12 protein-coding genes are annotated in these 13,441 nt (G+C 61.1%); 5 read left to right on the top strand and 7 right to left on the bottom strand.

Features of this window, described 5'->3' with window-relative positions:
- Positions 1 to 6: 6 nt before the first annotated feature.
- Positions 7 to 528: a phage tail protein gene (locus CDV46_RS21905; protein WP_087724949.1), complete on the top strand. Its 522-nt coding sequence runs from the start codon at positions 7 to 9 to the stop codon at positions 526 to 528.
- A gap of 86 nt (positions 529 to 614) precedes the next feature.
- On the opposite strand, the gene CDV46_RS21910 is transcribed toward CDV46_RS21905, so the two are convergent.
- Positions 615 to 1,499, bottom strand: coding sequence for a LysR family transcriptional regulator (locus tag CDV46_RS21910; protein ID WP_087724951.1), 885 nt, complete (start codon positions 1,497 to 1,499; stop codon positions 615 to 617).
- Positions 1,500 to 1,664: 165 nt separating this feature from the next.
- Here CDV46_RS21910 and CDV46_RS21915 point away from each other — a divergent pair, with 165 nt between their 5' ends.
- The gene (locus tag CDV46_RS21915; RefSeq protein WP_087724953.1) at positions 1,665 to 2,792 is read left to right on the top strand and encodes an agmatine deiminase family protein; all 1,128 of its coding nucleotides are present in this window, start codon (positions 1,665 to 1,667) and stop codon (positions 2,790 to 2,792) included.
- Here CDV46_RS21915 and CDV46_RS21920 read toward each other — a convergent pair whose 3' ends face one another.
- Positions 2,793 to 3,785 (bottom strand): sulfonate ABC transporter substrate-binding protein, encoded by a 993-nt coding sequence (locus tag CDV46_RS21920; protein ID WP_087724955.1) that lies wholly within the window; start codon positions 3,783 to 3,785, stop codon positions 2,793 to 2,795. It lies immediately after the preceding gene.
- A 172-nt stretch (positions 3,786 to 3,957) separates the two neighbouring features.
- On the opposite strand from CDV46_RS21920, the gene CDV46_RS21925 reads away from it, so the two are divergent.
- From CDV46_RS21925 to CDV46_RS21935, 3 genes are all read left to right on the top strand, one after another.
- Positions 3,958 to 5,031, top strand: coding sequence for a helix-turn-helix domain-containing protein (locus CDV46_RS21925; RefSeq protein ID WP_087724956.1), 1,074 nt, complete (start codon positions 3,958 to 3,960; stop codon positions 5,029 to 5,031).
- Positions 5,032 to 5,182: 151 nt separating this feature from the next.
- Positions 5,183 to 6,391 carry a hypothetical protein gene (locus CDV46_RS21930; RefSeq protein WP_087724958.1) on the top strand — a complete coding sequence of 403 codons (1,209 nt, stop codon included), beginning with the start codon at positions 5,183 to 5,185 and terminating at the stop codon, positions 6,389 to 6,391.
- Between the two features lie 81 nt (positions 6,392 to 6,472).
- A complete protein-coding gene (locus tag CDV46_RS21935) occupies positions 6,473 to 8,848 on the top strand; it encodes an autotransporter outer membrane beta-barrel domain-containing protein (protein ID WP_176399152.1) in 2,376 nt (791 codons plus the stop codon).
- A 39-nt stretch (positions 8,849 to 8,887) separates the two neighbouring features.
- On the opposite strand, the gene CDV46_RS21940 is transcribed toward CDV46_RS21935, so the two are convergent.
- The 5 genes from CDV46_RS21940 to pdxR all read right to left on the bottom strand — a co-directional run bounded on the left by CDV46_RS21940 (position 8,888) and on the right by pdxR (position 13,428).
- Positions 8,888 to 9,757 (bottom strand): prephenate dehydratase, encoded by an 870-nt coding sequence (locus tag CDV46_RS21940; RefSeq protein ID WP_441339350.1) that lies wholly within the window; start codon positions 9,755 to 9,757, stop codon positions 8,888 to 8,890.
- A gap of 17 nt (positions 9,758 to 9,774) precedes the next feature.
- Positions 9,775 to 10,824: a 4-hydroxyphenylpyruvate dioxygenase family protein gene (locus CDV46_RS21945; protein ID WP_087724962.1), complete on the bottom strand. Its 1,050-nt coding sequence runs from the start codon at positions 10,822 to 10,824 to the stop codon at positions 9,775 to 9,777.
- Between the two features lies 1 nt (position 10,825).
- The gene (locus tag CDV46_RS21950) at positions 10,826 to 11,242 is read right to left on the bottom strand and encodes a RidA family protein (RefSeq protein WP_087724964.1); all 417 of its coding nucleotides are present in this window, start codon (positions 11,240 to 11,242) and stop codon (positions 10,826 to 10,828) included.
- Positions 11,243 to 11,343: 101 nt separating this feature from the next.
- On the bottom strand, positions 11,344 to 12,024 hold the full coding sequence (locus CDV46_RS21955; protein WP_087724966.1) for a Crp/Fnr family transcriptional regulator: 681 nt from the start codon (positions 12,022 to 12,024) through the stop codon (positions 11,344 to 11,346).
- 3 nt (positions 12,025 to 12,027) lie between these two features.
- A complete protein-coding gene (gene pdxR / locus CDV46_RS21960) occupies positions 12,028 to 13,428 on the bottom strand; it encodes a MocR-like pyridoxine biosynthesis transcription factor PdxR (protein ID WP_087724968.1) in 1,401 nt (466 codons plus the stop codon).
- Positions 13,429 to 13,441 lie beyond the last annotated feature (13 nt).

Consider the following 13,441-nt stretch of genomic DNA (forward strand, 5'->3'; position numbering starts at 1 on the left):
AGCTCCATGGACGATTACTACATTGGCGAAATTCGGCTCTACGCCTTCAACTATGCGCCGGTCGACTGGGCTGTCTGCGACGGAACGATCCTTCAGATTCGCTTCTTCCCCGAGCTCTATGCCGTAATTGGCACGACGTACGGCGGCGACGGCAGGACCACGTTCGCGGTGCCGGATCTGCGTGGATTGGTATCGCGGGGAACCACGGAGGCGGCCCAGATAGGCAAGGTGGAGGGGAGTCCGACGGTGACGCTCCAAGACCAGCACATGCCGCTGCACACGCATACGGCCTATGTGAACTCCACGCGTCCGGCAGGCGACTCGGCCAGCGACAAGCTGCCCGCCCGCTTTGTTGTCGGCGGCAACAACGCGTATCGCGAGAACACGTCGGATCTGTCGCTCGTATCGCTCTCGCCGTTGACGGTCGGCCCCGCCTGCACAGGCGGTGCGCACAACAACATGCAACCGTATCTGCCGTTGAACTTCTGTATCGCGATTAAAAACGGCGAGTTCCCGCCGCGCCCTTAAAGCGCGCATCGAAATCGTCGTTGTTTTAAAACCGGCACTTCCGCCATTCGCTGGCGGGGTGCCGGTTTTCTATTTCCCGTCAGACGTTATGCGGCTTGCGCGATCAGCCAGTCGAAGACTTCCGTCACGAATGCCGAGCGCGGCTCGCCCTCGACGCGCGACACCCACCATGTGCGCCCTGCTATGCGGGGATAGCCGGGAAGCACGCGCAGGCGGTCTTGTTTCAGGCTTTCGTCCGCCAGCAATCGCGAGATGCACGCGATGCCCTGCCCGCGCAACGTGGCATCGAGCAGGAGACGTTCGTCGTCATAGATGGCGCGCTTGCGAAACGGCGCCAGCGCATCGCGAAACAGCGCCGCCGTTTCGTCACGCGTGAAGCTCTCTTCCAGACAGATCAGCGAAGCGTGCGCGGGATGCTGATCGTGGGGGATGCCTGCCAGTCGTTCTGCCAAGTCTCGCTCGGCGACGATGACCCACTCGTCTTGCAGGAACGGTATTTCCAACAGCCCGGTTTGCTGAAGCGGCCGGTCGCTGATGGCAATGTCGATGTCCGTCTCGTCGATGAACCGCGCCGCTTCGTCGGTCGATAACATCGGACACAGTGCCGGGCTGCTCGCCTGAAGTTGCTCGATGCGCGGACTCAGCCAGCCATGCAGCAATGACGCCGGGCCCGCGATGGCGACGAGGCCGGGGTCGAGATAGGTCGCGATGCGGCCGAGCCCATTCCGCAACGTGTCGACCGAGCGTTGCACGCTGCGCTGGAGCACTTCGCCTGCGACCGTCAATTCCACGCCTCGCCCGACGCGGCGAAATAACGGCTGACCGATTTCCGCCTCCAGTTGCTGCACCTGATGGCTGACGGCCGACTGCGAAATATGCAACTCGTCGGCCGCCCGAGAGAAATTGCCGTGGCGGGCCGCCGCCTCGAAGCCCATCAGCAATTTGAGCGAAGGAATACGCTGCCGAGTCATCGATGCCCACCAAGATATGAGGAAAGTTGATTAATCATAGCAATAAACCTCGCTTTTTATTATCGAATAGATGACGCAAACTGCGTCAACTGCCTGATTTGCCGACGCACCGGCGATCCCTCGATGGCGTAATCTCGTGCGGGAATGCATCGACAGGATGGAGATATGCAAGCAAGACGTCGTTTTCTGAAGCGCGGATTGATGGCCTCGGGCGCCGCACTGGTGAGTGGTGCCGTCACCGGCGGGTTGGCCCGTAGCGCCTTCGCCGCTGGCGCGCCGGACGGCAATGCGTTGTCGTGGACGATGCCGGACGAAGGCGAACGTCACACAGCCACGTGGATGGCCTTCGGGCCGAGCGAGGACATCTGGGGGCGCCGCATGCAGCAGGCGGCTCAAGACGGGTTAGCGCGGATCGCTCAGGCGATTGGCGATTTCGAGCCGGTCAATATGCTCGTGCGCGAGGAAGACTACGACGTGGCCCAACGCAAATGCGGCGACGCGGTGAACCTGATCGTGCAGCCGATCGACGATTTGTGGATACGTGACACCGGGCCCGTGTTTGTCCGGGGGCGCAACGGAGAAAAGGCAGGCATCAACTTCAACTTCAACGGTTGGGGGAAGAAGCAGGCGCATGCCGACGATGCAAAGGTTGCCGCGTTTGTCGCACAGGAAGCCGGTGTGCGCCTGTTGGGCTCACGTCTGGTGCTCGAAGGCGGTGGCATCGAGGTCGACGGCGAAGGCACCGCCATCATCACCGAGAGTTGCGTGCTCAATCGCAACCGCAACCCCGGCGTCGACAAGGCGGCATGCGAGTTGGAACTGAAGCGGCTATTGGGCCTGCGCAAGATCATCTGGTTACCGGGGATCGCGGGCAAGGACATTACCGACGGCCACACCGATTTCTACGCACGATTCGCCCGCCCGGGGGTGGTGATCGCCCATATGGAGAGCGATACGAGTTCCTACGACCATGCGGTGACCGTGCGCCACCTCGACATTCTGCGACAGGCGTCGGATGCCGCAGGCCGCAAGCTGCAAGTCGTCGTGCTGCCCGGCCCGAACAGCGTGCGCAGCACGTATGAGTCGGACGAGTTTGCCGCCGGCTACGTCAACTTCTACGTGTGCAATGGCGCGGTGATCGTGCCCCAGTTCGGCGACAGTCAGACCGACAAGAGCACGCGCGACAAGCTGCGCGATCTGTTCCCGAAGCGAGAGATCGTGCAGATCAATATCGACGGCATTGCAGGGGGCGGCGGCGGTATTCACTGCACGACGCAGCAGCAGCCCGCCTGATCACCCCAATGACGGCGGTGCGGCTTGTGCGACGTCGATGCGCTTGGGCAGCAGATTGAGCTCAAGGAACGCGTCGGCGATCTGCTGCTGTTCGGCCAGCGTGGCACGCGTGATCCGCTCGATGCCGAAGCGCTGGCGCGACAGCACCAACTCGACCGCATCGCGCGGCACACCCCACAACTGCGCATATTCGGATGCGGCCGCCGCACGATTCGCCTCGACCCATTTGTCGACGCTGTTGAGTTCTTCGATGACCACGCGCAAGACGTCCTCGTTGTGTTGAACGTAGGTGCGCGACGTGAAGAAGTACAGGCGATTGCCAACGAGGCCCGTGCCATCGGCCACGAGACGCGCGTCGAGCGACTTCTGCGCGACCGCGAGGAAGGGGTCCCATATCAGCCACGCGTCGATAGCACCACGCTCAAACGCCGCGCGCGCATCGGCAGGTTGCAGGAACACCGGCGTGACGTCCTGCGGCTTGAGGTTCGCCTGTTGCAACAAGCGTACATACAGATAGTGCGTGTTCGAGCCCTTGGTGAACCCGACGCGCTTGCCTTTCAACTGCGCAAACGACGTAATCGGCGAGGCCTTCGGCACAAGCAACCCTTCGCCGTTGGGCCGCTGGGCGCCCTGCCCGAAATAGACGAACGGCGCCCCGGCCGCGAGGGCAAATACCGGCGGGGCTTCGCCGACATCACCAAAATCGATCGACCCGACGTTGAGCGCTTCGAGCTGCGGCGGCCCCGACGGGAATTCGGTCCATGTCACGTGAACGCCCAGCGGCGCCAGCCGCTTTTCCAGCGTGCCGCGCCCCTTGAGCAGCGTAAGCAGCCCCTTCTGATTGCCGATACGAAGCACTCGACCACCGGTCGCGCCTGCGGCCCCCGGCGCCCCCGATTGTGCGGAGGCGATCGGGGCGGCAGCGGCATAGGCAAGCGCCGCAGCGCCGGTCGTCAGCAAACGGCGGCGAGCCGCGGAGAAGTGGGCAGACATGGCGAATCCATCGAAGTTGAGTGTGCCGTCCAGACTAATCGGCCACCGCCGCGAGGGGAACGAATCGCTTGTGGAATGCTTATGACGCTGCGGCTACATCTTTTCGAAAGCGCGTATCCCAGCTATTACAATCGAGCCTTTAGCCGCCCCATTGAATTGACTGGAAAACAGCATGCTCTCGGGCAAATTAAAACTCTGGTTCCGCCAGTTCCAAAAGTACTACTTCACCTACAGCAAAGGGTTCTACCACTTTCCCTACAGTGGCAAGGCGCCCGACAAGCTGGTCGACAGTTTCAAGGGGCTGCCGTTCGTCACGCACTCGGTGAGCCAGCAATACTTGCTGACCGCGACCCCGTTAATGGAGGGGCAACTCCACTATCGCGAACTGGAAGACGGGTTCTGGCTGATTTATTCGAAGATGCGGTACAAGGCCAATGTGGCCTTCGATTTGATTCACGACGACGCCGAGAATAATGACTACTACATGCTGAGTCTGAACAACATCAGCAACGTCGTGCGCACGTACCGTAAGTTTCACGAGGGCGAGGTGCTGTTCCCCAAATACAGCTGGACGTTCTTCAAGCCCTTCGTGCGGAACTGCTCGGTGAACTTCAAAGGGGACGACAGCCGTTTCATCACCCTCTTCTTCAACGAGCGATGGCTGCAAAAGAACCTGATTCCGAGTGAGCTTTTTGCCGAGGCCAGTCTTGACCGGTTCATCGAGTCGGATGCCGATTACCTGCTTTGGCCACTCGCGGAACGAGAGGTGCCGCTCGAACATTTCGCCTTGTTCGATCAGTTGACCCAGATAGGTGTCGAGACGCAACGGCCCGACCTGCTGAAAATAAAACTCTCTGTCCTGAATCTGATCATCGATTTTCTGCGGCTATGCAAAGCGCAAGATGTCGTGGGGAATCATCTGCCCGTCGACCACGCGGACCGATTCACGACGCATCGTGTCGCCAACTATCTCGACAACCACCTGCTGGAGAAATTTCCGGGGCTGGACTTTCTCGCCGAAAAATTCGAAATCTCCAAAACCCGGCTCAAGGACGAATTCAAAAATCAGTTTGGTGCGCCCGTTTATCAATACTTCCAAGCCCAGCAAATGATGCTGGCGCGCACATTGCTGGCGGACAAGCAGCTATTGGTCAAAGAACTCTCGTCAAGGCTCGGCTACGACAACCCGAGCAAATTCTCTGCCGCCTTCAAAAAGCACCACGGCATTCTGCCCTCGGAACTTTGATCCCTTCGGCTTTTCGGAGTGTAAAAACACGATCTCTCCGGCTTTTCGGGCGAGTAATAGGGCTAAAGGCGGCCAGTTTTTTCGCCGTTTACCTGACATGTGCTGACGTCAACGCAACGTCTAAAGTGACGCACAAATCGGGGAGAGCCAAATGGGGTACACAACAAGACATGCCGGACTGGCAGGCAAATTCGCATTCGCGCTGACGTTTGCGTTGACGGGAATCCCATCCGGCTTTGCCGTCGGCAGCGGATGGACGACGGTGTATCGGGACAACTACGATTACTCGACCGATACCGCCACATTCAACACATGGTTCTGGCGAGAGGACTCCACTGCGACGCACGGCTTCAACGTGACGACGGCAGACGGCGCGTGTTCCGCTGCGACCCCGTGCGTAAAGCTCACCGCACTCGCTTCGCCTGACAACACGGCCTACGTCAATGCCGAGATGTACAACAACTCGTGCCCGCGCTACGACGACGGCAGCCTGGATTCCCTGAAGAAAACCGCGTGGGGCCGGTCGCTTTATGCGCAGATCGTTTTTAATTGCGGTCTCCCTTACCCGTATCGGGTAAGCGATCCGAAGACGCCAAGCGTGGCACCGACCGGCGTTACCAACTCATGGATCACGCGTGCGGCACCCGTCCCGCGTCTGAACCAGAACACGTTTGCGTTCTCCGCGTTCGATGCCGAGTCGCCGTGGAAAGCCGTGCGCGATGCGGCCTTCAATAATCCCTTTTCTTTGCAGCGCTCGCTCGCTGTGCGCATGACGGCAGACATCAAGGCCGAAACCAGTGACCAAGGCGGCAGCCGCGGTTGGGGTTTCTGGAATACGACGATGAATCCCGCAGACATGCAACTGGCGTGGTTCATGGAATACAGCCAGCCCGGGGCCGATGGGGCGAGAGGTGTCTACGCACAAACCATCGGCAAGGACGCTGCCGGCAAGTGGGCGTTCTGCCAGACAAAATTGCCCGATGCCGCCGCGAATGGCATCTATGACCGCTTTCACCAATACGCCGTCATGCTGGTTTCGATGCCGATCAATGCGCAAAGGTCGGCCAACGCAGTGATCTACGCCATCGATGGAAACGCAGTCGCGACCCATTTGCTGAGAGTCGACCAACCCATGGCGTTCCACAACTGGGTCGACAACCGCGACTACACCAACGCGAAGCCTGCGAACTACCCGCTGACCAAAGACAAATCGAATTTGATTCGGCGTTTCGTCGTTGAGCGTATCGAGCGTACCGGGCGGGGCGATGGTGAATTGAAGTCGATCCCGATGACCCAAAGCGAAGGCACCACCTGCGTTGACATGAACTCGATGACGCCCATTCACGGGATCGCACGCTGAGATTCGCCGTCGACAGCCAACTCGGCGTGTCGTCACAAAAAAATATATCGAGATAAATAAAGAACAATGACCCGTTCCCGCATGAAAACACCCCTCAGGATCATCGCAGCCGTCGCATTCGCCAGTGTGTGGGGACACGCCTCGGCGGCGTGCGATCCGACGATCCGCTACATGCAACCGGCCTACCCGCCGGGCGGTGATCCGGTCGGCGGCATCAGCAATTATTCGTATGTCCTCCGAAACGGCGAGCTGGTCAAACTCTATGCAGATTGGACGTTATGCACGTTGGCCGGTACCAGTGACACCGTCGTCAACACGGCGGGGTACTCGATCACGGTGGGCAACAGTGCGCCGACGGGTTCGGCGAACACCTACGCGGGCGTGTTGGACGGCGCCGGGGGGCTGGCGGTCATCAACGGTGTGAGCCTTACGCTGTCGGGCGTGAACACCTACACGGGTCAGACGACCATCACCGGGAGCACGCTGGCCTTGACGGGGGTCGGCAGCATCGCCAATTCGAGCAACGTGCTCAACAACGGCACCTTCGATATCTCCGGCACGAATGCCGGTGCGTCGATCATCAGCCTGTCGGGCGCGGGTAACGTCCTGTTGGGCGCGCAGACACTCACGCTGACCAATGCGAGCGGCACGTTCTCCGGGACGATTTCCGGCAGCGGCGGGCTGACCATTGCCAGCGGCACCGAAACGCTGAGCGGTACCAACACCTATACCGGCACGACGCTCATCAACAGCGGGGCAACGCTTGTACTCACGGGCCTCAGCAGCAATCTGCTGGGTAATGTGGTCGCGCTCGGCTCACTGGTCGTCTCGGGTACGAGCGCCGCCATTTCGATTGCTAACGTGTCGGGATCCGGCAGCGTCAATATCGGCGCGTCGTCGCTGACGTTGACGAACCCCAGCGGCACTTTCAGCGGCAGCTTGATCGGCACCGGCACGCTCACGACACAAGGGAGCGGGTCTCTCGTGCTCAACGGCAATAACGCGGCGTTCACCGGCACGACCCGAATCGCCAGTGGCACGCTCGAAGTTGGCGATATCAATACACCGGCGGCCGTGCTCGGCGGCAATGTGCTCGTCGATACGGCCGGCACGCTTCGCGGCCATGGCTCGATTACCGGCAACGTCACGAACAACGGGACGGTCGCGCCGGGTGGCTCCATCGGCACGTTGTCGGTCACCGGCAACTATGTGCAGGCGAGCAGCGCCACACTCGCCATCGAAGTCAGTCCGACGGCGGCCTCGATGCTCAAGGTCAGCGGCAGCGCCACGCTCGGCGGCACGCTGGCGATCACCTACGATCCCGGCACCTATAGCGCGAAGACCTACACACTGGTCTCGGCGAACGGCGTGAGCGGCACGTTCGCCAACACGACCGGCACCGGCACGGCCAATATCGGCAACCTCACATCGTCGCTGGCTTACGGACCGAACACGGTCGATCTGGTGCTGGCGGCCGCTGCGTCAGGTACACCGGTAGTGATTGCGCCGACGGGCACAAGCATTTACGCGGCACTGGGCACCACGGCGGTGTTGGGTGCGCAAGCACAAGCATCGACATTGCTGGAGCGGATGGGGCGAATGGGGTTGTCATCGCCCGGGACGACGGGGAGTGATAGACAAGACCGGCAAGGCTGGATCGATGCCACGGGGAGCCGAACCAAGGTGGGCGGCGCGAATGGCGAGCCGGGATTCAATGCCAACCGATACGGGTTCCTCGCGGGGCTGGATCAGCGGCTGGGCGAGTACACGGTCGGTGTGGCGGGCGGGTTCTCCCACGCGGACGTCAAAGAGGACAGCACGGGCAACACCGGCACGATCGACACCATTCGCGCATCGCTGTACGGCAGCCGCGACGTCGGTCCGGTCAACTTGGCGGCGACGGTAGGTGCCGGTCTTGCGTTCCTGTCGCAAAAGCGGCCGTTCGGTGCGCAGGGGACAGCCGAGGGCGACCACATGGGACAGGAAGTCAACCTTGGTTTGCAAGGCAGCCTGCCGATGTCGTTCGCTGGCGTGACGGTGACGCCACGTGTCGGGCTGCGATATGCCTACGTCCATGCGAACGGGTTTGCGGAAAGCGGTGCGAGCGGCAAAGATCTGAGCGTTGGCACGGACAACGTGCACAGCCTTCAGCCGTATGTCGGCGTGACGTTGGGCAAGGCCTTCGGCGATAGCCTGAACCCGGTCGACGTAGAACTGCGCGTTGGCTATGCGCACGAACTGCTCGACGCCAACCGCGCGCTCGTCGTCACGTCGCCGGACGGCACGCTGTTTGCCGCGCCGGGGGCATCCCTGCCCCGCGGCTATCTGACGGCAGGCGCGGGGGCGAAGATGCATCTGACGAAGTCGCTGGAAATTTCCCTGAACTACGACACTGTGTTCAATACGTCGCGCGCATCGGTGCAGCAAGGTAGTTTGCGGGCGAACTATCGGTTCTGACCGGCCCCTGGCATCTGGCAATGCCCGCGCAGCTACCGCTTAATACTTTCGCGGGTAGGAGCCGAGCACACGAATGTTCGAATTCGCCGCCAGGAATGTGGCGAGTGCGCCCACTTTTGCGTGCCCGGCAACTTCGACGACGTACTTATGGGTGTCCAGCGTCTTCTTGCTCGGACGCTCGTAGATATCGAGAATCTTCACGCCGCTCCCACCAATGGCCTTGAGAACCGTTGAGAACTGCGCGTCGGATGTCTCGACAAGCAGCGACGTCTTGTCGTTACCCGTGGGTGCCGGCATGTCCCGGCCGAGGACCCACCATCGCGTGACGTTTTGCGGCCCCTCTTCGATCCCATTCGCCAGCGCCACAAGGCCATAGATTTCCCCGCCGACCTTGGGCCCCATCGACGCCTGATCATGGCGTCCACCCTTGGCAACCGTTTGCGCGGCTGCGCCGCCGCTTGCCGACGGCACACGCTGGACGTCGGGCATTTCCTTGTCCAGCCAGGGCTTGACCTCTTCCAGCGCAACGGGATGCGCCAGCACCTGTTTGATGTCCTCGCGTTTGGTGCCCGGGTTGGCGAGCAGACTGTAGCCGAGCATCTTGGGATACTCCGCGACAATCTGCACACCGGGCAATGCGAGAACGTCGTCAAGGTACGGCGTGACGCCAACGGCAGACGTCGTCACAGGCACACAAATACGGCTCACTTGACCCGACTGGTATTGCGCGAACAATTCATCGCGCGCAAGTGGCACCAAGTCGGAAGCGCCATAAAGATCGAGACACGCCTGATGTGTCCACGAGCCCGCCGGCCCCAAATAGCCTGTGTGCCCCGCCGCACCGGCATTTGAAATACATGCCGCGCTTGCGATGGCGATCACGAATGAAAGCCGGGTCATTTTCCACATCGTCATGTCTCCTCGATTCAAATACGCGCGCTTTCGCTGGCGTTCAAACCACGTTCCTGCTGGTCATTCTCCTGCGATTCGAACAAGGCTTTAAAATTGCCTTCGCCGAACCCGTCCTCGCCCCGTCGCTCGATGATTTCGAAGAAGACAGGGCCGATTTGCCGTTTCGTGAAACGCTGTAGAAGCACGCGCTTGGGCCCCTTTCCGTCGACGAGAATACCCCGGCCGGCAAGGCGTTCAATGTCCAGACCGTGATTGGGCAGGCGAGTCGCAATGCCAGCGTAATACGTCTGCGAAGGCGCCTGCATAAACTCAATTCCCGCCTGACTCAACTTGCCGATCGTGTTTTCAATGTCAGAGGTCAACAGCGCAATGTGCTGGATGCCCTCCCCGCCATAGTCACGAATAAACTCGTCGTTCTGGTTCAGCACCCCGGGCTTGTCATGGGCCGCCGCTGCCACCGGAATCGACACGCGGCCACACGGGCTAACCATGGAGCGCGCGCGCATCCCCGACATGTGTCCCCTGACCTCCAGATATTGCTTCTCCGCAAAGCCAAACGTGTCGCGATAGAAGTTCGCCCAGTGGTCGAGGTTCTCCGGATGCACGATGTTCGACGTGTGGTCCACCGCCACGATGCTGGCACCGGCATCGGCGATATTCCATGCCTCGGCAGAGATGTTGAATACCTGCCGGAAGTCGAAATCCACGAAGTACACCAGGCTGTCCCCGATGCCGAGAATTGCCGGGGCATCGACGACGAAGGCGCCGTCCTTGCTCGCCAGCGCCACCTCAGCCCCGCCTGCGAACGCTTGTGACTGTGCTCGCGCTGCGTCATTGACACGGATGCCGATGGCCCGCACCGACGTGCCATGCGTCTCGCGGAAGCGGTTCGGCATCCCGTTCACGATGAACGCCGCCGCCCCCTGTGTCATCAGATAGATGTCACCCTGTGCCTTGCCGCGAAGGCGAAAACCAAGGTTCTGAAATAGCTCTACGAGCCCTCGGGGATTCTCGGCAACGAATTCGACAAACGCGAAACCGTCCGTCTTGACTGGGTCGCTCATGTCAGCCCTTGCGCGTTGCGGCAACGACCTTGATTTCAACGATCAGCTCGGGGCGAGCCAGCGCGGCGATGCCAAGAATGGTCCATGCCGGGAAATCTGAGCGGATGTATTGCGCCTTCACCGCGCGGAAGTCCGGCAGATGGCTCGTCAGGTCCGTGTGGTATGAGACCAACTCGACCACGTCGGTGAAGTCCAGGCCGAGTTGAGTCAGTACCGCAGCGATCCGCTTGAACGCGGCGTCGATTTGCTCCGTCGGTGACTCGGGAATGGTGCCGTCGGCTCGCAGGCCGATTTGACCCGCGATAAACACGAGTCCGTTGGCGGTGACCGCCGGGGAGTATTGAAACAGATCGAAGATACGATTGCCGCCGAACGTGGCATCGTCTTCAGGCAGGCGCAGGCGCTCGATATGGCTCATGGTGATTCCTTATCGTTAGGGGAATGGGCAATTCGCAAGGGACTGCATGCACATCACTCTATCGAGGCGAAAACGCCAAGTCTGTATATCGCGCTACCAAATCACCCGAGAAGTCGTGAGCGATCGATGACCCAAATGCGGCGTTGTTTTAATTCGATCACGCCAAGGTCGGTCAGGCGCTTTAACGCGCGCGTCACGGTGACACGCGTCGCGCCGGTCATCGCTGCGATCTGCTCGTGGGTCAGAGCAATCGAAATCAGCGTGCGGCCGTCGTGCACTTCGCCATAAAGGTCGGCAAGGCGGGCGAGGAGTTCGCCGATACGCATTTCCGGTTTGGGCAGCGCCAGATATTGAATGCGTGACGCAAGCACGCGTTGCTTGAGCGCAATGATGCGCATCAGTGATACGGCCAGTTCGGGACGCGTTGGAATCGCGTTAAAGATCGCGCGAATGTCGAATTCGATGAGCTCGGCATCTTCGACCGTGATCGCGGTGGCAATGCGGCTATCGCCCTCCACCGCAGGGCTTTCACCGAACATCGACCCCGGCCCCATGACTTCAAGAATGAACTCGGCACCATCGTGCTGAAAAATGGAGACCTGCACGCGCCCGGCGAGCAGGAAGTAGAAGGTGAAGCCCTGCTCTCCCTGCCGGTAGATGACGGTGCCTTTGACGTATTTCTTTCTGTGTCCGAGATGGGCCGCTTGTGTCCAGATATCGGCCGTCGCGTCGTCGAGATGCCAAGTTTGCGTCGTGGGAAGCGCGAGTTTTTTCGTGTGCATGAGTCATCTCAGGCGGCGTATGACATCGGCGAGGCGCGCCGAGGACCTTTCCAAGTTGGTCTCAGGTGCGGTGGCCACGCCCAGCAATAGCCCAGACCGGGCAGTCTCGGGCGTCACGTACCAAGGCGACAGGGCCGCCGGCCCCAGCCCGTAGGTCAGCAACGCTCTCGCCACGTCGACATCCGACACGCCATCGGGCAAGCGAACCAATACGGCAAGGCCGGCGGATACGGTTTCCAGTTCGTGTGTTTCGAGGCTCTGGAGTAGCGCCGCGCGTTGCGCGAAGTATAGACGCTTCAACCGCCGTAGATGCCGCAGATAGTGGCCCTCCGCCATGAACTTGGCGGCAGCGAGCTGCACCGACGGCCAAGGCGCAGGCGCCAGACATGCGGTGACTTCGGCAAACTTCGAGGCGAGCGGCGGCGGAACGACGACGAACCCCAACCGTAGCGCTGGGCTGATGGTCTTGCTGAACGAGCCAATATGAATCACCCGTTGGCCTCGGTCCAGCGACGCCAGTGCGGGTGCCGCACGGGCGCTCAACTGCAACTCGCTGAGGTAATCGTCTTCGATGATCCACGCGTCGTTTTTCATCGCCCAGTCCAACAGTTGAAGACGTCGCGCCAACGATAGCGTCGGGCCTAGCGGTGCTTGTTGGCCGGGCGTCACCAGCACCAGCGACGCATCGGGTGCGTTGGCGATGCCGTAGGCCACGTCGATTCCCTCGTTGTCGACCGGTACGGGACAGAGTTTGAGATTGGCCAACGTCAGGCCGTGTCTGGCGAACGGGAAGCCCGGATTCTCAACCCATGCCTGTTTCCCCTCCAGCCCCAGCACTCGCAGTGCGAGACCCAGCCCGCCGCTGAATCCGCTCGTGACGATGACCTGATCGGGCGAGCATGCGATGCCGCGTGCAAGACTGACGTACGCCGCGATTTCCCGACGCAGGTTCGGTTCACCGCGTGGGTCCGGATACACGACGGAGGGGCTGGACTCGGCGCGAAGGGCAAAGGCACGAACGTGGGTGAAGAGCTTCGCCGGCAGCGTCTGCTGGGCCGAGACACCCATCTGGAAGATGGCCGGCCCGGCAGTGAGCCCTTCGTAGGTCCGCATGAAGGGGCTCGGATCGTAAGCGGTGTTGAGCGTCTTGCCGCTTGGCGGCCGCTCCGCCACCCGTGTGCCTGCGGCGCGCGACGCCGTGATGAGTTGCGCGTCCGACAGCCGGTCATAGGCGAGCCTGACCGTGCCTCGCGCCACGCCGAGCTGTGCGGCAAGGTCGAGCCACGACGGCAAACGCGCCCCCGGCGCCAGCGTGCCGCGCTCGATGGCAGCGCTGATCGCCAACCGGATCTGCTCGGACAGTGGCGTTGCTGCTGAGCGGTCGAGTTGAATCTGAAGCGTCATTGGCCTCTCCCGG

The organism is Pandoraea sp. PE-S2T-3, from assembly GCF_002179965.1.
GTDB lineage: Bacteria > Pseudomonadota > Gammaproteobacteria > Burkholderiales > Burkholderiaceae > Pandoraea.

What these genes read in the sequence shown, in the direction of transcription:
- CDV46_RS21905 (WP_087724949.1), top strand. Translation starts at nt 7, where the DNA reads ATGGACGATTACTACATTGGCGAAATTCGGCTCTACGCCTTCAACTAT.
- CDV46_RS21910 (WP_087724951.1), bottom strand. Translation starts at nt 1,499, where the DNA reads ATGACTCGGCAGCGTATTCCTTCGCTCAAATTGCTGATGGGCTTCGAG.
- CDV46_RS21915 (WP_087724953.1), top strand. Translation starts at nt 1,665, where the DNA reads ATGCAAGCAAGACGTCGTTTTCTGAAGCGCGGATTGATGGCCTCGGGC.
- CDV46_RS21920 (WP_087724955.1), bottom strand. Translation starts at nt 3,785, where the DNA reads ATGTCTGCCCACTTCTCCGCGGCTCGCCGCCGTTTGCTGACGACCGGC.
- CDV46_RS21925 (WP_087724956.1), top strand. Translation starts at nt 3,958, where the DNA reads ATGCTCTCGGGCAAATTAAAACTCTGGTTCCGCCAGTTCCAAAAGTAC.
- CDV46_RS21930 (WP_087724958.1), top strand. Translation starts at nt 5,183, where the DNA reads ATGGGGTACACAACAAGACATGCCGGACTGGCAGGCAAATTCGCATTC.
- CDV46_RS21935 (WP_176399152.1), top strand. Translation starts at nt 6,473, where the DNA reads ATGAAAACACCCCTCAGGATCATCGCAGCCGTCGCATTCGCCAGTGTG.
- CDV46_RS21940 (WP_441339350.1), bottom strand. Translation starts at nt 9,757, where the DNA reads ATGTGGAAAATGACCCGGCTTTCATTCGTGATCGCCATCGCAAGCGCG.
- CDV46_RS21945 (WP_087724962.1), bottom strand. Translation starts at nt 10,824, where the DNA reads ATGAGCGACCCAGTCAAGACGGACGGTTTCGCGTTTGTCGAATTCGTT.
- CDV46_RS21950 (WP_087724964.1), bottom strand. Translation starts at nt 11,242, where the DNA reads ATGAGCCATATCGAGCGCCTGCGCCTGCCTGAAGACGATGCCACGTTC.
- CDV46_RS21955 (WP_087724966.1), bottom strand. Translation starts at nt 12,024, where the DNA reads ATGCACACGAAAAAACTCGCGCTTCCCACGACGCAAACTTGGCATCTC.
- pdxR (WP_087724968.1), bottom strand. Translation starts at nt 13,428, where the DNA reads ATGACGCTTCAGATTCAACTCGACCGCTCAGCAGCAACGCCACTGTCC.